Source organism: Paenilisteria rustica (assembly GCF_013820765.1).
Taxonomy (GTDB): domain Bacteria; phylum Bacillota; class Bacilli; order Lactobacillales; family Listeriaceae; genus Listeria_A; species Listeria_A rustica.
In genome coordinates this window covers 116,996-136,646 of the sequence record NZ_JABJVM010000004.1, presented here as the reverse complement: position 1 = coordinate 136,646, position 19,651 = coordinate 116,996, and the positions used below count along the sequence as shown (strand labels likewise).

General features: G+C 42.9%; 21 protein-coding genes. 20 read left to right on the top strand and 1 reads right to left on the bottom strand.

Annotated elements, in window-relative coordinates; all coding sequences use genetic code 11:
- The first annotated feature begins 5 nt into the window (after positions 1–5).
- The 20 genes from HPK16_RS05690 to HPK16_RS05595 all read left to right on the top strand — a co-directional run bounded on the left by HPK16_RS05690 (position 6) and on the right by HPK16_RS05595 (position 18,009).
- A complete protein-coding gene (locus HPK16_RS05690; protein WP_181676038.1) occupies positions 6–1,142 on the top strand; it encodes a glycosyltransferase in 1,137 nt (378 codons plus the stop codon).
- 13 nt (positions 1,143–1,155) lie between these two features.
- Positions 1,156–1,818, top strand: a complete 663-nt coding sequence (locus HPK16_RS05685; protein ID WP_181676037.1) for a YveK family protein — start codon at positions 1,156–1,158, stop codon at positions 1,816–1,818.
- A 6-nt stretch (positions 1,819–1,824) separates the two neighbouring features.
- The gene (locus HPK16_RS05680; protein WP_181676036.1) at positions 1,825–2,502 is read left to right on the top strand and encodes a CpsD/CapB family tyrosine-protein kinase; all 678 of its coding nucleotides are present in this window, start codon (positions 1,825–1,827) and stop codon (positions 2,500–2,502) included.
- Positions 2,489–3,895 carry an O-antigen ligase family protein gene (locus HPK16_RS16755; RefSeq protein WP_246369284.1) on the top strand — a complete coding sequence of 469 codons (1,407 nt, stop codon included), beginning with the start codon at positions 2,489–2,491 and terminating at the stop codon, positions 3,893–3,895. The genes HPK16_RS05680 and HPK16_RS16755 overlap by 14 nt, the downstream gene beginning before the upstream one ends.
- On the top strand, positions 3,885–4,652 hold the full coding sequence (locus tag HPK16_RS05670) for a glycosyltransferase family 2 protein (protein WP_181676035.1): 768 nt from the start codon (positions 3,885–3,887) through the stop codon (positions 4,650–4,652). The genes HPK16_RS16755 and HPK16_RS05670 overlap by 11 nt, the downstream gene beginning before the upstream one ends.
- A 46-nt stretch (positions 4,653–4,698) precedes the next feature.
- Entirely contained in the window at positions 4,699–5,352 is a 654-nt protein-coding gene (locus HPK16_RS05665; protein ID WP_181676034.1) for a sugar transferase, read from the top strand.
- Between the two features lie 3 nt (positions 5,353–5,355).
- A complete protein-coding gene (locus HPK16_RS05660; RefSeq protein WP_181676033.1) occupies positions 5,356–6,786 on the top strand; it encodes an oligosaccharide flippase family protein in 1,431 nt (476 codons plus the stop codon).
- Positions 6,787–6,805: 19 nt separating this feature from the next.
- Positions 6,806–7,627, top strand: coding sequence for a hypothetical protein (locus HPK16_RS05655; protein WP_181676032.1), 822 nt, complete (start codon positions 6,806–6,808; stop codon positions 7,625–7,627).
- Between the two features lie 2 nt (positions 7,628–7,629).
- Entirely contained in the window at positions 7,630–8,964 is a 1,335-nt protein-coding gene (locus HPK16_RS05650; protein WP_181676031.1) for a nucleotide sugar dehydrogenase, read from the top strand.
- Between the two features lie 3 nt (positions 8,965–8,967).
- Positions 8,968–10,173, top strand: a complete 1,206-nt coding sequence (locus HPK16_RS05645) for a glycosyltransferase (protein WP_181676030.1) — start codon at positions 8,968–8,970, stop codon at positions 10,171–10,173.
- Between the two features lie 6 nt (positions 10,174–10,179).
- Positions 10,180–10,419, top strand: a complete 240-nt coding sequence (locus tag HPK16_RS05640; protein ID WP_181676127.1) for a helix-turn-helix domain-containing protein — start codon at positions 10,180–10,182, stop codon at positions 10,417–10,419.
- A gap of 28 nt (positions 10,420–10,447) precedes the next feature.
- Positions 10,448–11,398 carry an NAD-dependent epimerase/dehydratase family protein gene (locus HPK16_RS05635; protein ID WP_343064800.1) on the top strand — a complete coding sequence of 317 codons (951 nt, stop codon included), beginning with the start codon at positions 10,448–10,450 and terminating at the stop codon, positions 11,396–11,398.
- Positions 11,399–11,470: 72 nt separating this feature from the next.
- On the top strand, positions 11,471–12,097 hold the full coding sequence (locus tag HPK16_RS05630; protein ID WP_181676028.1) for an MBL fold metallo-hydrolase: 627 nt from the start codon (positions 11,471–11,473) through the stop codon (positions 12,095–12,097).
- Positions 12,098–12,112: 15 nt separating this feature from the next.
- Entirely contained in the window at positions 12,113–12,511 is a 399-nt protein-coding gene (locus HPK16_RS05625; protein ID WP_181676027.1) for a VOC family protein, read from the top strand.
- Between the two features lie 4 nt (positions 12,512–12,515).
- Complete coding sequence (locus tag HPK16_RS05620) at positions 12,516–13,382, top strand: AraC family transcriptional regulator (RefSeq protein ID WP_181676026.1); 867 nt, start codon at positions 12,516–12,518, stop codon at positions 13,380–13,382.
- A 72-nt stretch (positions 13,383–13,454) separates the two neighbouring features.
- On the top strand, positions 13,455–14,531 hold the full coding sequence (locus HPK16_RS05615; protein WP_181676025.1) for a Gfo/Idh/MocA family protein: 1,077 nt from the start codon (positions 13,455–13,457) through the stop codon (positions 14,529–14,531).
- Positions 14,528–15,265: a sugar phosphate isomerase/epimerase family protein gene (locus HPK16_RS05610; protein WP_181676024.1), complete on the top strand. Its 738-nt coding sequence runs from the start codon at positions 14,528–14,530 to the stop codon at positions 15,263–15,265. Before HPK16_RS05615 ends, HPK16_RS05610 begins: the two co-directional genes overlap by 4 nt.
- Entirely contained in the window at positions 15,265–15,987 is a 723-nt protein-coding gene (locus HPK16_RS05605) for a ThuA domain-containing protein (protein WP_181676023.1), read from the top strand. The genes HPK16_RS05610 and HPK16_RS05605 overlap by 1 nt, the downstream gene beginning before the upstream one ends.
- 1 nt (position 15,988) lies before the next feature.
- Positions 15,989–16,957 (top strand): sugar phosphate isomerase/epimerase family protein, encoded by a 969-nt coding sequence (locus tag HPK16_RS05600; protein WP_181676022.1) that lies wholly within the window; start codon positions 15,989–15,991, stop codon positions 16,955–16,957.
- On the top strand, positions 16,957–18,009 hold the full coding sequence (locus tag HPK16_RS05595; RefSeq protein ID WP_181676021.1) for a Gfo/Idh/MocA family protein: 1,053 nt from the start codon (positions 16,957–16,959) through the stop codon (positions 18,007–18,009). The genes HPK16_RS05600 and HPK16_RS05595 overlap by 1 nt, the downstream gene beginning before the upstream one ends.
- A gap of 56 nt (positions 18,010–18,065) precedes the next feature.
- On the opposite strand, the gene HPK16_RS05590 is transcribed toward HPK16_RS05595, so the two are convergent.
- On the bottom strand, positions 18,066–19,211 hold the full coding sequence (locus HPK16_RS05590) for a CapA family protein (protein ID WP_181676126.1): 1,146 nt from the start codon (positions 19,209–19,211) through the stop codon (positions 18,066–18,068).
- Positions 19,212–19,651: the final 440 nt, after the last annotated feature.

Here is a 19,651-nt window from a genome sequence, read left to right as displayed (position 1 = left end):
CCAATGTGCTAAATGCAAAAAAAATAATGATGTTTAGTTCGGTTCATGTTTGGAACGATACACGCATTTTTTATAAAGAAGCAATGACGCTAGCTGATGCGGGATTCGAAGTCGATTTTTACGCGATTGATAACGGGATGGAGGTCGTGAAACATCCAGGTTTGCAAGTTCATTTACTACCTGCAAGCACATCACGACTTGCCCGGCCCCTTCGTTGGCGTAAACTTTATAAAATCGCGAAAGCGTCTGATGCGATGTACTACCATATTCATGACCCGGAACTTCTCCTGCTTTTACCGAAGTTACGTAAGAAAAAACCAGAGGCTGTTCTAACCTATGATATGCATGAAAATTTCCCAGCAGATATTGAAACAAAAACTTGGATTCCAGCCATTTTACGAAAACCATTGAAACAATGGGTTTTACGTATGGAAAAAAGGACCATGGCGTGCTGTGATCATATTATTTTTGCGGAAGCATCCTATTCGGGAAGTTATGAACATATTACCTGTAAGAAAACCACTGTCTATAACTATCCTACCTACATGGAGGCTATTCCAAAAACGCCATCCGATTCGCCATTCACACTTATCTATGTCGGAAGTATCACGGAAGATCGCGGTATTTTTGAGATGTTAGAACTGATTCGTCGGTTATACGAGAAGCATCCATCGGAATATTGTTTGAAACTCTTAGGTCCGATGACAAATAGTCTAGAGATAGAAGTACAAGAGTTTATTCATAAGCACCAACTTGGAGCTGTTGTACAAGTATACGGTCGTGTCCCGTACCCAGAAATTTGGCAAGCATATGCGGAATCTGATTTAGGTCTTTGTCTGTTGCACCCGATTCCTAACTACCTTCAATCGATGGCTACTAAGTTATATGAATATATGGCGGCATCGCTACCTATCCTTGCTTCTGATTTTCCAGATTGGCGAGCCTTTATCGAAAAACACCAAAGTGGAACGGTCAGTTCTCCATTTGACACAGAAAAGCTAATACATGAAATAGAGAAGCGAGCGGCGAATCCACACTTTTATGCGCAAGAAGGAGAACAAGGGCGCTTGACTTATGAAAAAGAATATCACTGGGGAATCGAAGCACAGAAAATGCTAACGACGATTTATAACCCGCATTAATCGGAGGTATTATATGAAAGAAGGAATGAAAACAAAGCAGATTTTACGTAGTTTTAAAAAATCTTGGTACTGGTTGGTTATCGTCCCTGCCATCCTTATCATGCTCACATTCGGAATTGAAAAATTTTGGCTGACTCCGAATTATACGACATCGACACAAGTCTTAGTTACAACGGTCACTCCAAAAAATGAAACGCAAGCCTCAGATAGTGTAAGGTCCTCGATTCAGCTGAGTGATACCTATAGTACAACGATTGGTAGCGCGAGAACGATGCAAGAAGTCATTGATAAATATGATTTAGCTATGACACCAGAAGAACTTACAAGTAAAGTCACTGTGAAAGGAAACATCAACTCACTCGTCTTTACAATTACCGTGGTTGATTCTAGTCCCGAGCAAGCTGAGCTAATCGCGAATGGCATCGCATCCGTTGTCCAAAGTGATTTTCCAGATTTGTTCAGCGGTACGAAAATGATAAATTTAGAAAAAGCAAGTGAGCCAGTCACTGTCAGCAGTATCACGAAATATATCTTAGCAGCTGGCTTTGGCCTCGGAATAGCATTAGTTATTGTGCTATATCGAGCAAGTTACGATAATATTATCCGCCAACGAGAAAGTTTCGATGACATTGGGCTCAGGTTCTTAGGCGACATTCCACTGATAGAAGGAGAGTGAAAAAATATGGCTAGACTCAAGAAAAATAAACTGTTTTTTGAAGGGAAATCCAAATCCTTTGAAGCTGAAAAAATTCGTTCGGCACAAGTAAGTTTGCAGTTTGCACTTACTACGCTTAATAAAGCGCAAACCATCATGTTTACATCTGCCAATAAAGGCGAAGGAAAAACGTTTTGTATTAGTAATATCGCCAAAGAATACGCAAAGTTAGGCAAAAAAGTGTTATTAGTCGATTTAGACTTACACCGTCCACGGCTCTCCCAGTCTATTGCCCCTCGAGAAGTTGGTGGATTGATGTTGGGTGTGCGCGATATATCGGTGTTAGCAGATCAAATTCTTCCTTTGGCTGAGGAAAATCTCTTTTTCTTACCAACAGGCCCGCTACCCTCGAATCCATTAGAAGTTGTGAGTTCAGGACTGCTTGGGAATGTGTTTTCAAAACTAGAAGAAGAATTCGATATGATTTTCATTGATACACCGCCAGTTCGCGTGTTGTCAGATGGGCGTATGATCGCCACTTTATGTGACGGTGTAGTCTTAGTCGTTCGTAATGGCGTGACAAAATTAAATGAAATAGAAGAAGCGAAAGCACATATTGAGAATACAGGTGTGCCAATTGTTGGTGCTATTCTAAACGGACAGCAGTACAACAAGAAAGAAAAGAATACGTATGCCTACTATTAATTGGCTACAAACCCATATCAAATCGGGGTTATTCATCTTAGGGTTAACGTTTGTACTACAAGCATGCGTATTCTTTCCCTATGGCTTCTTAGTCTTACCACTTTTCTTAATTACCATCATTATCTTTCTACCAATCAATATGGGAAAATTCGTAACCGCACTTAGTTTTGTGATTATATTTTCTGGATTTTTTGGTTCTTATCTAGGGATACCTGGTAACGAGAACATCTTTTTATTTCGCCTCTTAATCCCGATTCACCTTTTCCTCTTTTTGTTCTTTGTAAAAAAAGATTGGCTACGGTTGCGTTACGTGAAAGCCTTTCTCTTCCTGTTTATTGCCTTCCTTATCGGGATGATGGCAACTGGATTCTGGGCACCGCAATTAGGACAAAGCATTCGCTATCTGTATTTTATTTTTGAATGGTTGTATGTCATTTTTCTATGTGTCTACTATGTTCGAAACGAGAAAATATATCATCAATTTGCAAAATGGCTAACGGTTCTTTATATCGGTATTTTAATGATCGGCGTGTGGGAATGCCTGACTGGAAATCATTTAAGTCAGTCGGGTTCACTCTTTTATGAAACCACAACGAGTGCTTTCCAACCGACGGGATTTCAGTTTAATACGAATGATTTCGCCTCTTTACTCACGATTTTCTTTCCAATTGTGATCATGCATATCTTCACTTGGAAGCGGAAATTAATCATGCTTAGTGGGTTGCTGAGCGTTGGTTCGCTCTCTCTTTACCTCGTTATTATGACCAATTCTCGTCTTGCAATGGTCGTTCTTATTCTAGAAATTTTCATTCTGCTGTTCGGTTGGTCTAAAATCTGGTCTTTCGTAGCAGTCTATGTTTTGGGCATAGGAGCTTTGCTTGTCTCCACTTTTCATGCCTCTGATTTCGTTCAAAAATTACTTGGCATGGTGGCTAATTCATTCACCGATAAAGGAGATTCGACAACGGAGCGGATGCAGATGTACTATGCTTCCTGGGATATGATCAAACAATCAAATTTTATGGGGATTGGTGCAGGAAACTTGCCAATTCGTCTTGATGAATATATGTATGGTTTTGAACGTGTTTCCGATAATTACTGGGCGCCACATAATTACTGGTTGGAAGCTTTGGCGAATGGTGGTTTATTGGCTTTCATACCCTTACTTGCTTTTTTCATCGGCTATCATATTTTTGCGATTCGTTATTGGGTGAAGGAGAAGTACAGTGCAGCTTCCGCGATTCCACTTTTAATTGGGATTGCTTTTGTAGCAGCGAGTATTGGTCTTAGTAGCACGATTGATAAGCGACATCTTAGTTTAGGTATCGGAATTGGGCTTGCCCTCCTGAATATTCGTTATTTAGAGAAAGGAAGGATACAACATGATGATTAGTATTATTATGCCAGCTCACAACGCAGCGGCGCATATTCAAGTAGCTATAGACAGTGTTTTAGCGCAAAGGTTTAACGATTATGAACTGTTGATTTTAGACGATTGTTCGACGGATCAGACCGTGGCGCTTATTCAGTCTTATGCAGATCAACGGATTCGATTGCATATGCTCAAAACTAATTTAGGCGCGGCGGGAACGCGTAATTACGGTATTCGCCAAGCAAAAGGTCGGTATGTAGCATTTTTAGATAGTGATGATTGTTGGAAACCAGAGAAATTGGAGTTACAGCTAGCGTTTATGCAAAAAAATAACGTCGCGCTTAGCTATACGGCTTACGATGTGATGAGCCCAGATGGGAAACAAATAACTGGGCACGTGGATGTACCAGAATCGGTGACCTATCGCTATTTATTGCGCAACACGATTATTGGTTGTCTCACGGTCATGATTGACACAAAACAAACGGGTCTCGTGCAAATGCCTGCTTTTAAAGGCGCGGAAGATACAGCAACATGGCTTTCGATTTTGAAAAAAGGGCACGTCGCAAAAGGCCTGACCAAATCGCTCGCTTTCTACCGTAAAGGCAATGTATCATTATCCAGCAATAAAATTCAAATGGCAAAACACATTTGGCAAGTCTACCGAAAAAGTCAAAACATGTCGGTGTTTACGGCCTGGACTCATTTCCCATTTTATTTGTGGAATGGACTTGTGAAGCATTTAAGAACAGGTGGTTCCGTGAAACTCGTGAAGTAGATACCGCCATTAGCAAACCCAAAAAAACAAGGAGGTGTCAGCAAATATGGAACAAAAAGTAACATTGGTTGTCAGCCATGAATACAGAAGAGTCAAAAGAATGATTGATTTTATTTTAGCGCTCATTGGGATCATTTTATTAAGCCCCATTTTTCTAGTTGTAGCTCTCCTAATTAAGCTAGATTCACCGAAAGAAAAAGTGATTTTTGTTCAAACGAGAACAGGTCTGAGAAATGAACCGTTCCCAATTTTTAAATTCCGTTCCATGCGAAAGAGTAATCAACCGGGCGGTGCTAGAAAACATGCATACGACTGGGAAAATGGTGTACCGGATGATTTTGTTTTTAAATCGGTATCAGGAAATGATCCAGAAGTTTCTCCAATCGGTGCTTTCGTTCGCAAGTTCAGTTTAGATGAATTACCACAGCTTTTTAATGTATTGCGCGGTGATATGAGTCTGGTTGGGCCACGTCCAGAAATCCCAGCCATCACGGATTTGTACTCAAGAACGCAACAAACGAGACTGCTTGTGAAACCTGGTGTGACAGGGTGGGCGCAGGTGAATGGTCGAAGCAATATGAATCATGGTCAAAAAATGGCTTATGACAGTTATTATGTACGGAAATTCAGCTTGAAATTAGACATCCAAATTATCGGTATGACCGTGAAACAGGTGTTAACTGGTAAGGACGCGGTTTAATCTATGAAAAAAGTAACCACGAACTATATTTTTGTTTTACTGTATCAAGTACTCATTATTATTACACCGATTTTCACCATGCCTTATGTTATTCGTGTTTTAATGCCAGAAAATGTTGGTGTGGAGGCCTATGTGAGCTCTATTGTACAAATTTTCACAGCTTTTGCCGCGCTTGGCATGGGAGATTACGGTCGAAAAGTGATTGCGGGAGTGAAGCGTAAAGAGGATTTGAAAGTGGAGTTTTACAGCTTATATTTGGTACAAATCTTCTTTTCTATTATTGTCCTCTTCGCATATCTTATTTTCACATTGCAGACAAAGCAATATCAGATGTTGTTCCTTATGACCATACTCTCCTATATTTTTGATATTACGTGGTTCTACACGGGACAAGAGAATATAAAAAGCATCATGATTCGGAATATGGTGGTACGGCTGGGCTCGATGGTTGGTATCTTTTGTTTCGTGAAAGGACCAGATGATTTAGCGATTTACGTTTGGATTAATGCAGCGACGCTTCTCTTAGGTCAACTGGTTACGTGGTTGCCTCTGTTAAGAAAATGGAAGGGCATTGAAATTCAATGGGAGAAAGCGAAAAAACATCTGGTTCCAGTTATGACGGTGGCTATCGTACCAATCATTACGCTAATTCCACTTGCTGTGAATAAAGTTATCTTAGGAAATATCACCTCGGCGATGGATGTCGGTTTTTATAATCAAGCGTTTAAATTGATGACATTGTTTGTCGTATTTGTCACTGCTTTATCAACCGTCATGAGTCCGCGAATGGTCAAACAATATAATGGCGCAAAGAGCGAAGACTTCGAACGTTCGATGTATTTTTCTTTTCGCTATGTAGCTCTCAGCACGCTACCACTTGTGACAGGCTTAATCGCGATTGCACCGCTTTTTATTCCTTTATTTTTAGGTAACGCATTTCAAGCCTCCATCCTTAATCTACAAATTCTAGCCCCTAGTTTATTTTTCTCCGGTTTAGCTGGTATCTTTGGCTTACAAATTTTAGTGACTACAGGTAGAAATAAAAGCTATGCCTTCAGTGTTCTCATTGCGGCGGTCATAAGCTTGGGTACCAATATAGTGTTCATTCAGTTATGGGGAAGCTACGGGACAGCTGTTTCCTATATCATTTTCACCGTCATGACGTGTGTGCTACAAGCTTACTTTGCTAGAAAATATTTTTCTGTAAAAAAAATGATACAACAAATAATTCCCTATGTGGTGGCAAGTCTGATAGCTTTTGGATTTGAAATTGGCATCACATACTTTTTAACAGATAGGCACGCTGTTATCATGATTGCCGCACAGGTGCTTATTGGCGGGATTGTATATTTTGGAATATTGCTTCTATTCCGCGATCCACTTCTTTTAAAAGCTGGACAAATTCTGCAAGCAAAAATAGTTCATAAAAAGTAAAAAGAAAGGTGATGAACGTTTGTTTAACTTTGATAGTATACGAAATATGGAGGACTTACTTGCTAAAAAAACAGCGATGTTGGCCTCCTGTACGAAAAAAAAAATCGTCGTCTTGGGCGGTAGTAGCGTATTGTACGGCTTTAATACGAATGAAATACAACAAAGGCTCAGGCAACCGACTTTTAATGTAGGTGTCAATGTTGGTCTAGGTTTTCGGTACTTGCTCGATAATATAGAACCTCACTTAAAACCAGGCGACCAGGTGCTGTTACCTTTAGAATTTAATCAGTATACGAATCCGCCCTATTACGTATTTGGCTTCGGGATTGATACGTTTGTTTATCGCAAATATTGGCGAAATCGGAGGAAATACCGACAAAAATGGAGGCTACTACTTATTTCTCTTAAACATGCCAGATCCTCTGCGACACCAGAGAAGCTTGCTAGACGTAAAGGCGCGACACTAACAGAAACGGGTTGTTATTTGGGACTGGATATACAACTACGAGACCCTGCTTCTTTAAAAGCGATTCCCTTCCCTGAGACATTTCAAGAGACAGATACAATGAAGGAAATCGCTGCATTTACGAAGCGGTGCCGAGCGAATAACATCCGTGTGACACTGTTACCACCTGTTTTTTACGCGAAAGAAGTGTCCACTACCTATCTCGAAAAATTATATGCCTATTTTGGCGAAACGATATCACCAGACTTATTTCGATTGGATGCATCAGAAGTATATGATTCCGTTTATCATGCGAATCAAGCAGGCCAAATGCGTGTGACAAATCACCTTATTCGATTGTTGGAAGAACCTCAAAATAGAAAGGAATTAAACTAAATATGAAAACTAAATTTTTAAATAAAGAAGCAAAGATTGCTGTTATTGGACTTGGATACGTAGGGCTGCCGCTCGCTGTTGCGTTTGTCCAAAAAGGATTCCAAACCATTGGCTATGATACCAGCATCACGAAGGTTCAATCACTTGCGGCTGGCGTATCGGATATTGCCGATATTTCAAATCAGACGCTTCAATCATGCTTGGAAACCGATGCCTTTGAATTGTCGGCTAGCCCAGAAATCTTACACGAAGCGGATGCCATAATCATTTGCGTTCCAACACCATTGACTGAATCCATGGAGCCAGATATGAGTTTTATTAAACACGCGGTGCGAGATATCGTCACGTATGCAAAAGAAGAGGTATTTGTTTCGCTCGAAAGTACGACATATCCAGGTACGACGCGCGAACTCATCTGTGCGCCAATGCTTGAAAAAGGCTATATCCTAGGGCAAAACTTCTTTGCATGCTATTCCCCAGAGCGCGTCGATCCTGGAAATAAGAAGTTCCACACATTAAACACACCAAAAGTGGTCGGTGGCGTGGATAAAATGTCTAAGGAGCTCGGTGAAATTTTATACGGACAAGTGATTGATACAGTGGTACCCGTCAATTCGGCAGAGGTCGCTGAAATGAGTAAGCTCCTCGAAAATACATTCCGGAGCATTAATATCGCTTTCATCAATGAAATGGCCCTCTTAGCTGAAAAAATGGAGATAGATATTTGGGAAACGATTGAGGCGGCGAGTAGTAAACCATTTGGCTTTATGAAATTCACGCCAGGACCAGGTATTGGCGGACACTGTATTCCGCTTGACCCGATGTATCTATCTTGGAAAGCTAAATCGAAAAATTTTTATAGTCGTTTTATCGAATTGGCACACGAAACGAATCATTTAATGCCAGAGAAAATGGTAGATCATGCGGCGGAAGCACTGAATCTGCATCAAAAATCGATTAACGGCTCGAAAATCCTACTTGTTGGTATGGCATACAAAGAAAACAGCAATGATTTACGAGAGTCTCCAGGTCTTCATATTTATGAACAATTAGGTGCACGTGGCGCGGATGTTTCGTTCTGTGATCCAGAGGCTCCAACTTTTCGAGACGCCGCTGGAACCATGCAAAACAGTATCCCAGTCGATTATAAAGCCTTCGCAAACTATGATTTAGTTGTTATTGTCACGCCGCACAAGGTATTCGATCTTGAACAAATTGGTACAGAAAGCCCACTTATTTTAGATACAAAAAATGCATTAAAAGACACGTTCCAAGAGAAGAAGTGGGCGTATGGCAAGGTTCATATGAAACAAGCGACGGCGAAAGGAGTTAACTAATTAATGTGTAAAAAAGTCTTGTTTTTTGTAACAGAGTTTCCTACACTCTCCGAAACATTTATTTTAAACCAAATCACAGGGGCCATTGATTTAGGCCATGATATCACAATTTTAGCACTGAAAAGAGGCAATACAACAAAGATACACGCGGATGTGACGGCTTACGGATTATTAGAGAAAGTAGTGTATGTCGATTTGCCTGATAATAAAGGAAAGCGCGTCATCCAAAGCATTGCTTGTGGCATCAAGGCACCTATCCGTACTGCAAAACTGTGGAACAAGAAAAAATATGGCGCCATTGCAAATTCTCTGCAACCCATTTTAGTTGCAGAAAAAGTACCGAAACAAGATTTTGACCTAGTTATTGCACATTATGGCAATGTTGGTTTAGTCGCAAGTATTTTACAGGATCAAGGCCTATTATCAGGGCGCTTGCTGACATTTTTCCATGGGTATGACCTGACTCGAACAATCAAACAAAAAGGAGAGACTTTTTATGCATTTTTATTCAGCTCCGATACAGTCCTTTTACCGATTAGTGATTTTTGGGCACAACGACTAGTCTATCTAGGTGCAGAAAAAGAGAAAGTCCAAGTTCATCACATGGGAATCGATACGCAAACATTCCAGATGCAATCACTTAAAGCCACACAACCGACCTTGCAACTACTACTCGTGGCACGATTGACTGAGAAAAAAGGGATTTCTGATGCCATTCATGCGGTCCAGTTTTTACAAAACCACGGGATAGATACCGTATTGCACATCGTTGGAGATGGAGAGGATCGCCTAGCGTTAGAAGCGATGGTGAAACAATTGGGACTTCCAAATCAGGTTAAGTTCCACGGCTTTTTAAATCAAACACAGGTGAGAGAACAATTTTGTGCGAGTGATATCTTCATTTTACCAAGTGTGGTCGCGCAAGATGGGGACATGGAGGGGATTCCAGTTTCATTGATGGAAGCGATGGCTCAAGGAAAACCCGTGATTTCGACAATTCATAGTGGAATTCCAGAACTAGTGATACATGGCAAAACTGGTTTTCTGGTTCCTGAGAGAAATGCGGAAGCCCTTGGCCGAGCGATTATGGATTATCTTCATTTAACAGAAGATCAAAAAGCAGAGATTATAACGAACGCTCGACAAAAAGTAATTGCTGAATTTGATATTAAGAGCTTAAATGACATCTTATTTCAGAATGGAGCGTGAGGAGTGATGGTAACACTCAATAAGAAAGAGCAACGTCAACTATTAGATAATTATTTTCTTTCAACGACGGAGGCACTCGCTATTTTGTGCATCTCCAAACAAAATTTCTATTCACTTATTCATCGAGATAAAATTACAAAAGTAAAAAAAGATGGCGCTGTTCTGTTCTTTAAAGAAGAGATTATGGCTCGAGCGAATGCACAAAACCAACTGCGTCAAAAATATCGTCCGTATGATTTCAACTGATTCCCATTCAAACGAGGAGGCCACAATAGTGAGGAACACAATTTTAGTAACAGGTGGAGCAGGATTTATAGGGAGCCATCTTGTAGAAACATTAGCCAAAAAGGAAGCGAGTACCATTGTTGTTTTTGATAATTTAAGCACCGGATGTCTTGAGAATATTCCAGACCAGAAAAACGTGCTATTTGTGAAAGGAAATGTGCATAATGAAGCGGATATCGCTCACCTATTTCGCTCATTTTCGTTCGATTATATCTATCATTTGGCTGCGGTTGCGAGTGTTGCAGAATCTGTTCAAAGGCCGCTCGCAACGCATCAAGTGAATATGGATGCCACGATTTATTTATTAGAAGCCGCTCGTGCTCAAGAAGAAACGGTTCGCAAATTTATTTTTGCATCATCTGCTGCGGTTTACGGAGCAGAGCCTACGTTACCAAAAACGGAAAATTCGGTGATTGACCCGATTACGCCTTACGGTATCGATAAATATGCATCTGAAAAATATGTGACTTCTTACGGGCATTTATACGGATTAAATGTTGCTGTTGCAAGGTTTTTCAACGTATATGGTCCCCGACAAAATCCAGCATCGCCGTATTCTGGTGTGTTGTCCATTTTAACGGAAGTAGCACAGCAAGTGAGGCGAGGGAAGGGCGGATTATTTCATGTATTTGGGGATGGGGAACAAGTACGCGATTTTGTATTCGTCGAAGATATTGTGCAAGGCCTTATCCTGCTAAGTACGAAAGAGGAAAGCCAGGCAAACGCGTTTAACATTGGTTCTGGTGAAAAACATTCGCTCCGTGACATTATCGTGGCTTATGAAGTGTTGCTAGATATGGCGATTCCTGTAGCATATAGTGAAGCACGCGCTGGAGATATTAAATACTCATATGCTTCTATTGAAAAAATAACGCAAATTGGTTATAAGCCAAAGTTTTCGATCCTTCAAGGTTTAGAGAAATATATGGCGAATATTTAAATGCTCCTCCTTGGTTAATCTTTTCGTTTGCGATATACTTTAAGAAATGAGAAGAAAAAGGTGGCGCATAATATGGTGAAAATTAGTGGTTTAGCAACGGGTTTGTTGCAGGAGAATTGTTACGTGATTTCGGATGAAAAGCATTGTTTAATTGTCGATCCGGGAAGTGACGCAGAAAATATCATTGCAAAAGTCGAGGAGACGGGAACGAAGCCGGTCGCGATTTTGTTGACGCATTGTCATTATGATCATATCGGGGCGCTGGAGGAGATTCGGGCGCATTACGGGGTGCCGGTTTATGTGAGTCCGCTAGAGCAAGAGTGGCTTGGGAATCCGGAGTTGAACGGTTCGGTTGGGATGTCGCAATATAGCAAAGAGGAAATCATTTGTGTGCCTGCGGAGAACGAGTTTGAGATTCGCGACTATACTATAGAAGGATTCGAGTTCCGTGTGGTACCGACACCAGGGCATTCAATCGGTAGTGTGAGCTTTATTTTTGACGATTTTGTGGTCGTTGGGGACGCGTTATTTAAAGGAAGTATTGGGCGATCGGACTTGTACACGGGCGATTTTGATACGCTGATTGAAAGCATTACGACTCAGTTGTTGGTGTTGCCTGATGAAACGCGCGTGTATGCGGGGCACGGGGACGTAACGACAATTGGCCATGAAAAAGCGACAAATCCATATTTAACGTGAGGGAGATGGAGAAAAATGAGGATTAATTTAGCGAGTGTGTTTGTGGATGATCAGGACAAGGCGTTACGTTTTTACACGGAGATTTTAGGATTTGTGAAAAAAGAGGATGTGCCGGTGACGGAGAAGTTTCGCTGGATTACGGTCGTGTCAAAAGAGGAACCGGACGGTGTGGAGCTGGTTTTAGAGCCGGATGAGAACCCTGCGGTGGGCCCTTTTAAAGCGTCGATTTATGCGCAAGGTATTCCGTTTACGTCGTTTGCAGTTGATGATGTGTACGCGGAACATGAGCGGTTGCGCGGGCTTGGTGTCGTGTTTACGAAGGACCCGGCGTCACATGGACAGGTGACGATTGCGGTTTTTGATGATACGTGTGGGAATTTGATTCAGATTATGCATATGAACGAGGCGGCGTAGCGACGTGGGACTGTATTTGGAGTTTCCGGCGTTAGATAAGGATTTTCCGATGCGGAGTTTTACGAATGAGGGTGGCGTCATCGTGTATCCTCACTGGCACAAGGAGATTGAGCTGATTTACGTGATTGAGGGGCGTTTGAACCTTGGCGTGAATGATGTGCCGATTCAGATGGCAGAGGGCGAAATTTATGTGATTAATGGCGGCGATGTGCATTATTTCTTGGCATCGCCGAACAGTGAACGGATTGTGTTACAGTTTGACTTGAATGTTTTTCAGGAGTTTTCGCTCACGGAGGATGAGGGCAAGCGGTTGCGCGATTTGTTTTTGCATGTGTCGCCGTCGAGTGCGGATTGGAATCCGGATGTGGCGAAGCTGGTTGCGGAATTGATGCAGGTGATTCATCTGGAGAGTTCGCAGCGCAAAGCGGGCTATCGCTATGTTGTGAAGGCGAAATTGTACGAGATGCTGGCGGTTTTGGAGCGGGATGTGCCGAGACTTGTGCGTGATTCCGCGGAGGACGCGACGAGTAAATCACAGGAAACGCTTGAGAAATTGCAGCAGATTTTTGCGTATGTCGAGGAACATTATCAGGAGACGATTACGCTTGGGCAGGTCGCGGATCATGTCGGGTTCAGTTCGTATTATTTCACAAAGCTTTTCAAGCGCAATATGGGGATTACATTTATGACATTTGTAAACGATTACCGACTCAGCAAGGCGAAATGGATACTGCTAAATGAGGAGACGCCGGTGACGGAAGTGGCTGAGCTGGCGGGTTTTAGTAGTGTGAAGACGTTTCATCATGCCTTCAAGCGTGCTATGGGTGTGTCGCCGCTTAAATATAGGAGGACAATATTCGGGAATAAGTAAGCAATAAAGTAGGAAGAAAAACCTCGGTTTGTTTTGTATCATGGAGATAATAAAACAAATGGAGGTTTTTTGATGACTTTAAAAATTGGAATTATAGGCTGTGGCGGTATTGCAAATGGGAAACATATGCCGAGTTTGGCGAGTGTGGCAGAAGCAGAAATGGTCGCGTTTTGTGATATCGTGGTGGGGCGCGCGGAGAAGGCGAAAGTGGATTTTGGGACAACGGATGCAAGCGTATACACAAATTATAAGGAGTTATTGGCAGATAAAACAATCGATGTGATTCATGTTTGTACACCGAATATTTCACATGCGGAGATTTCGATTGCGGCGATGGAAGCCGGAAAACATGTGATGTGTGAGAAACCAATGGCGAAAACAACGGCACAGGCGCAAGCGATGATTGATGCTAGCGTGAAAACTGGGAAGAAATTGACGATTGGGTATCAAAACCGGTTCCGGAAAGATTCACAATTTTTGCATGAGGTTTGTGAGAATAACGAATTGGGCGAGATTTATTACGCGAAGGCCAAAGCGATTCGTCGTCGTGCGGTTCCGACTTGGGGTGTGTTCTTGGATGAAGAGGCGCAAGGTGGTGGCCCGCTGATCGATATTGGGACGCATGCGCTCGATTTGACGCTTTGGATGATGGATAATTATAAGCCGAAATATGTGGTTGGGAACGCATATCATAAGTTATCACAACGCGCGAATTCGGCGAACGCGTGGGGACCTTGGGATCCGTCGAAGTTTACCGTGGAGGATTCGGCGTTTGGGTTCATCACGATGGAAAATGGGGCGACGATTGTGCTCGAGTCAAGCTGGGCGCTGAATACGCTGGATGTTGGTGAGGCGATGACGACGCTTTGCGGGACGGAAGGTGGCGCGGACATGGAAGATGGTTTGCGGATTAACGGCGAATCGCATGGTCAAACGCATCAAACGGAGATTGAACTTGAGGTTGGTGGCGTTGACTTTTACGATGGTACGGGCGATAATCCGGAGGAACTGGAGGCCAAGCAGTGGATTGATAGTATTTTAAACGGGACGGAACCTGTCGTGAAACCGGAGCAAGCGCTTGTCGTGACGCAAATTTTAGAGGCGATTTATGAGTCTTCGAAGACGGGCCAACCGGTGTTTTTCCAATGACGACGCCGATTGCAATTCAGTTGTGGAGTGTGCAGGACGCGTGCGCAGAGGATTTCTTCGGAACGCTGGAACACCTTGCTGAGATGGGCTACGATGGCGTGGAATTCGCGGGTTATTATGATAAGTCAGCGGCGGTTTTGAAGGCGAAATTGGCGGAACTCGGGCTTGGGATTGCAGGCTCGCATATTCCGTATGAGCGGTTGCGTGATGAGCTGGACGCGGTGATTGCTTTTGAAAAGGAGCTTGGAAATGACTACCTCGTTTGTCCTTATGCGGATTTTGAGACGGAGGCGGAGTGGATTGAATTTGCGAAGTCGCTGCGAGTGATTTCCGACAAAATTCGCGCGGCTGGACTGCATTTCGTATATCATAACCATGCGCATGAGTTTGAAAAGCTAGGAAATGATTACATTTTGGACGTATTGTTGGCGGGTGTGCATGGCTTGGAAGTCGAGCTGGATACGTATTGGGTGCATCATGCGGGCGTTGACGTTGTGCCATATATGGCGCGTTGGGCCGACCGGATGCCACTCATTCACTTAAAAGATATGAAACGTGCGCCAATCGAAAGTACGGAAATCGGTAATGGTGTATTGGCTGTGAAACGTTTTGCAGAACTCGCAGAACAAAACGGCGTGAAATGGTTTGTGATTGAGCAGGAAGCATTTGAAAAGGCACCGCTTGTGAGTGTGGAAATTGGCTTGAAGAACTTAAGAAAGATGGTGGGCAAATAATGACGAAGGTAACGGTTTGGAATGAATTTCGCCATGAAAAAGAGAGCGAAGAAGTTGCCGCAATTTATCCAGATGGCATTCACGGTCAAATTGCGAGCTTTTTAAAAGCGTCAGGACTAGATGTCAAAACGGCGACGCTAGACGAGCCAGAGCACGGTTTAACTGAGGCAGTTTTGGCAGATACAGATGTGCTCGTTTGGTGGGGACACATCGCGCATGATCAGGTCGAGGAGGAAATCGTGAACCGCGTCCATAAGCGAGTTTTGGAAGGAATGGGCTTGGTTGTTTTACATTCCGGGCACATGTCGCGAATTTTCATGAAGCTGATGGGCACGAGTTGTGATTTAAAATGGCGTGAAGCGGACGAGAAAGAACGGCTTTGGGTCGTTGCGCCGAATCACCCAATCACAGCTGGCGTTCCCGAATATATTGACCTTGAAAAAGAGGAGATGTACGGCGAGCATTTCGACGTTCCCGCTCCTGAAGAATTGATTTTTATCAGCTGGTTCGAAGGCGGACACGTATTCCGCAGTGGCGCAACGTATAAACGCGGTAACGGCAAGATTTTCTACTTCCAGCCGGGCCACGAAACGTATCCAACATACCATAACCAAGACATTCAAAAAGTCATTACAAACGGCGTGAACTGGTGTGCCCCGACTTCATGGGTATATCCAAAATACGGTAACGCAGAACCGTTAGAAAAGATCGGAGGAAAATAACATGAAATTAGGCGTATTTACACCACTATTTGCAAATTTAAGTTTGGATGAAATGCTGGACAAGGTAGCTGCGGCAGGACTTGGCGCAGTAGAAATTGGCACAGGTGGGAATCCTGGAAACCATCATTGCCCAACCGACGAATTACTCGCAAGCGAAGAAGCACGTTTGGCTTATTTGAAGAAGTTTGAAGATCGTGGTTTAATCATTAGTGCGTTTAGCTGTCATGATAATCCGATTTCACCAGACCCAGAAGAAGCGCGCGCAGCCGATGAAATTTTGCGGAAATCGATCCGTTTGGCGTCAATGATGGGCGTTCCAGTCGTGAACACGTTCTCAGGGACAGCGGGGGACAGTGACGAAGCGAAAGCTCCGAACTGGCCAGTAGCGCCTTGGCCAACGGTTTACAGCGATATCAAAAAATGGCAATGGGAAGAAAAGTTAATCCCTTATTGGAAAGAAATTGGGCGTTTAGCAGAAGAATACGACGTCAAAATCGGCATCGAACTTCACGGCGGATTCCTCGTTCATACGCCACATACGCTCTTAGAACTACGCACAGCAACGAGTCCGGCAATCGGTGCGAACCTCGATCCAAGTCATCTCTGGTGGCAAGGCATCGATCCCGTCGGCGCGATCAAGATTCTCGGTAAAGAAGGTGCGATTCACCATTTCCACGCCAAAGACACGTATCTTGACCAAGACAACATCAACCGCTACGGCCTGCTCGATATGCAACCGTACGGCGATGTCCAAACACGCGCGTGGACGTTCCGCTCAGTGGGGTGCGGGCATAGCGTGAAAGAATGGTCCGATATGATGAGTGCCCTGCGCACGTTCGGCTACGATTACGTTGTGAGCATCGAGCATGAAGATCCACTTATGTCGATCGACGAAGGCTTCCAGCGCGCCGTGACGAATTTGCAAACAATCCTTATCAACGACGAACCGCTAGACATGTGGTGGGCATAATGAAAAATCTAGTCATCATCGGTTTTGGCGGTATGGGAAGTTATCACGTTGAACTTGTTGGCGCAGCTAGCGGAATCACCGTAACAGGCGTCTACGATATTGCACCCAACCGCATCCAAGCAGCCACGGAAAAAGGCCTCGAAACGTATCCAAGCTTCGAAGCCGTACTTGCTGACGAAAAAGTAGACGCAGTACTAATCGCGACACCGAACGATAGCCATAAAGACCTCGCAATCAAAGCTCTAGAGGCTGGTAAAAACGTGGTTTGCGAGAAGCCAGCCACTATCACGAGTGCCGATTTAGAAGCCATTCTCACGGTTGCAGAAAAAGAAAACCGAACATTCATGGTTCACCAAAATAGACGTTGGGATTCCGACTTCCTAATCGTGCGCGACATGGTTCAAAAAGAAGTCCAAATAGGTAACGTATTTCATGTTGAGTCCCGCGTGCAAGGTGCAAACGGAATCCCTGGCGATTGGCGTCACCTCAAAGCCCAAGGTGGCGGCATGGTCCTTGATTGGGGCGTACACTTACTCGACCAACTCCTATTCATGACCGACAGCAAAATCAAGACAGTATCAGCGAACTTAAGCTACATTCTCGGAGATGAAGTCGATGATGGGTTCACGAGCTTTATCACATTCGAAAACGGTGTCACAGCCCTAATCGAAGTCGGCACAACCAACTACGTTAAATTGCCACGCTGGTACGTTAAGGGCACAGAAGGCACAGCCGTCATCCAAGACTGGGATTTAAGCGGTGAAATTATCGCGCCAGACAGAACGGTTGCCAAAGTCGAGCCTAAGCCAATCCAAGCAGGGCAGGGTCTCACAAAAACAATGGCACCACCATCCGAAGAATCCACAACGAGAAGCCCAATCACACCGGTAGCAGCCGATATGTCAGGTTTCTACGATAATTTTGCAGCCGTTTTGAATGCCAAAGCAGAACCTATCGTAAAAAATAATGAAGTACACCGCGTTCTCCGCCTAATCGAAGCTCTAATCGAAGCCGGCGAGCAGAATAAAGTCGTCCTTTTTGAAGAAAAATAAAAGCAGTAGACCTGATTCGCTTCTAATCCGCGAACCAGGTCTACTACTTTTTCTGCTTATTTTGCGGTTATATTCCCATTCGCATCAATCGTTGCATCTGGTGATATGGACTGCAAATAATTCAATTGCTCCGTTTTAGCGCTGCCTTCCAACAGATGAACCTGATTTCCAGAAATAATCCCCGGCTCAAAATTCCCAGTGACCTTCCCATTATCAAAGTTCAGCCGATAAATGCCAGTCTCAGCTGCATGACCCTTCACATAGTCAGGGAATAAGAAATTACCGAGTGAGTAGGCAACGGGAACCCCTTTGTAGACTTCAAATCCTTGGAGCCAATGTGGATGACTAGCAATAATCGCATCAACAAGCCCTTCATCAACAAGCTTCTTCACGTACTGTTTCTGATATTCGACAGGCGTATTGGTTTTCTCAACGCCCCAATGGAAATAAACAACCATATAATCGATATCCTTATGTTTCGCACGTTCCTCTTTGATTTTACTTGTAATCAGATTCAAATCATAACCATTCGTAACGCCAGGTTTGTCTTTCCCAGCAATCCAGCCTGTGTTCGGAAAGAAGTGAGAAAAGGACATAAATCCAACCTTATTTCCTTTAATATCAGCAACTTTCAATTCATAAGCCTCAGCTTCATCCTTCCCAGCGCCAACATAAGCAATATTATTCGCACGCAAAGCTGCCGTGGTGTCTAGCAACCCATCCTCATAGTAATCAAGAATGTGATTATTCGAAATATTCACCATATCTACCCCAGCGTTGGTTAATGCCTTCAATGCACTAGGATCACTCTTAATCCAGAATAGTTGATAAGGAACTTTCTTCGTCCGAGTCGTGACAGCCGATTCCAAATCGACAAACGTATAGTCCGCTGATTTCAGGCTATCTCTGACATTATTAAACGGATAATCTGCTCCATTTTGAGCTAATACAGGCTTGAGATCCCAATCGAACATAATATCCCCTGTGACAGCCATTTGGAATTTTTGTTTCTTTACAGGTTCCACTGCTTTTTTCGTAGTGACGGTATTTTTTTCTTTCGTAGTGCTAGTTTCTTTCTTTTCGACTTGTGTAGATTCAGTAGTTTCTGTCTTATGTTGCATTAAATAATTGATTAAAAATCCAGCTGCAAAAATAAATATAAATAATGAGATAAATACTACCAGTTTTTTTCGAGACATTATTTGTGTTCCTCCTAACATACTTTCCACAAATATAACACACTAATGGAGTTAAATGCTTAAAATTATGAGAAATTCATAAAGAATACATATATTGCTGAAAAAGTTGCCAATTAATTATGATTTAAATTCGATTTAAATGGCTCTGTTAAGCTATTTATAAACTTTTTAGAGAGAGAGAAAGAAATTAATGGAATGTATCTTTTATTTCATTTGAAGTAATTTTATAATTCAGGATTATAAAAACAGAATACTTGCTTATCACCTCGTAATATACTATACTTATCATATTCAAAATCAGTACGCCCGATAAGGGGAGTAGCAGTATAGCAATGTCGTCAGTACGGGATAAAACCCCGGCATTGTTAGCAATTTTTGTCGATTGTTTGCGAGACCTTACGTTTATTCGTGAGGTCTTTTTATTGCGCTTAAATGGCAGAACG

What these genes read in the sequence shown, in the direction of transcription:
- HPK16_RS05605 (WP_181676023.1), top strand. Translation starts at nt 15,265, where the DNA reads ATGACGAAGGTAACGGTTTGGAATGAATTTCGCCATGAAAAAGAGAGC.
- HPK16_RS05650 (WP_181676031.1), top strand. Translation starts at nt 7,630, where the DNA reads ATGAAAACTAAATTTTTAAATAAAGAAGCAAAGATTGCTGTTATTGGA.
- HPK16_RS05680 (WP_181676036.1), top strand. Translation starts at nt 1,825, where the DNA reads ATGGCTAGACTCAAGAAAAATAAACTGTTTTTTGAAGGGAAATCCAAA.
- HPK16_RS05600 (WP_181676022.1), top strand. Translation starts at nt 15,989, where the DNA reads ATGAAATTAGGCGTATTTACACCACTATTTGCAAATTTAAGTTTGGAT.
- HPK16_RS05645 (WP_181676030.1), top strand. Translation starts at nt 8,968, where the DNA reads ATGTGTAAAAAAGTCTTGTTTTTTGTAACAGAGTTTCCTACACTCTCC.
- HPK16_RS05630 (WP_181676028.1), top strand. Translation starts at nt 11,471, where the DNA reads ATGGTGAAAATTAGTGGTTTAGCAACGGGTTTGTTGCAGGAGAATTGT.
- HPK16_RS05615 (WP_181676025.1), top strand. Translation starts at nt 13,455, where the DNA reads ATGACTTTAAAAATTGGAATTATAGGCTGTGGCGGTATTGCAAATGGG.
- HPK16_RS05665 (WP_181676034.1), top strand. Translation starts at nt 4,699, where the DNA reads ATGGAACAAAAAGTAACATTGGTTGTCAGCCATGAATACAGAAGAGTC.
- HPK16_RS05685 (WP_181676037.1), top strand. Translation starts at nt 1,156, where the DNA reads ATGAAAGAAGGAATGAAAACAAAGCAGATTTTACGTAGTTTTAAAAAA.
- HPK16_RS05670 (WP_181676035.1), top strand. Translation starts at nt 3,885, where the DNA reads ATGATGATTAGTATTATTATGCCAGCTCACAACGCAGCGGCGCATATT.
- HPK16_RS05640 (WP_181676127.1), top strand. Translation starts at nt 10,180, where the DNA reads ATGGTAACACTCAATAAGAAAGAGCAACGTCAACTATTAGATAATTAT.
- HPK16_RS16755 (WP_246369284.1), top strand. Translation starts at nt 2,489, where the DNA reads ATGCCTACTATTAATTGGCTACAAACCCATATCAAATCGGGGTTATTC.
- HPK16_RS05625 (WP_181676027.1), top strand. Translation starts at nt 12,113, where the DNA reads ATGAGGATTAATTTAGCGAGTGTGTTTGTGGATGATCAGGACAAGGCG.
- HPK16_RS05595 (WP_181676021.1), top strand. Translation starts at nt 16,957, where the DNA reads ATGAAAAATCTAGTCATCATCGGTTTTGGCGGTATGGGAAGTTATCAC.
- HPK16_RS05610 (WP_181676024.1), top strand. Translation starts at nt 14,528, where the DNA reads ATGACGACGCCGATTGCAATTCAGTTGTGGAGTGTGCAGGACGCGTGC.
- HPK16_RS05660 (WP_181676033.1), top strand. Translation starts at nt 5,356, where the DNA reads ATGAAAAAAGTAACCACGAACTATATTTTTGTTTTACTGTATCAAGTA.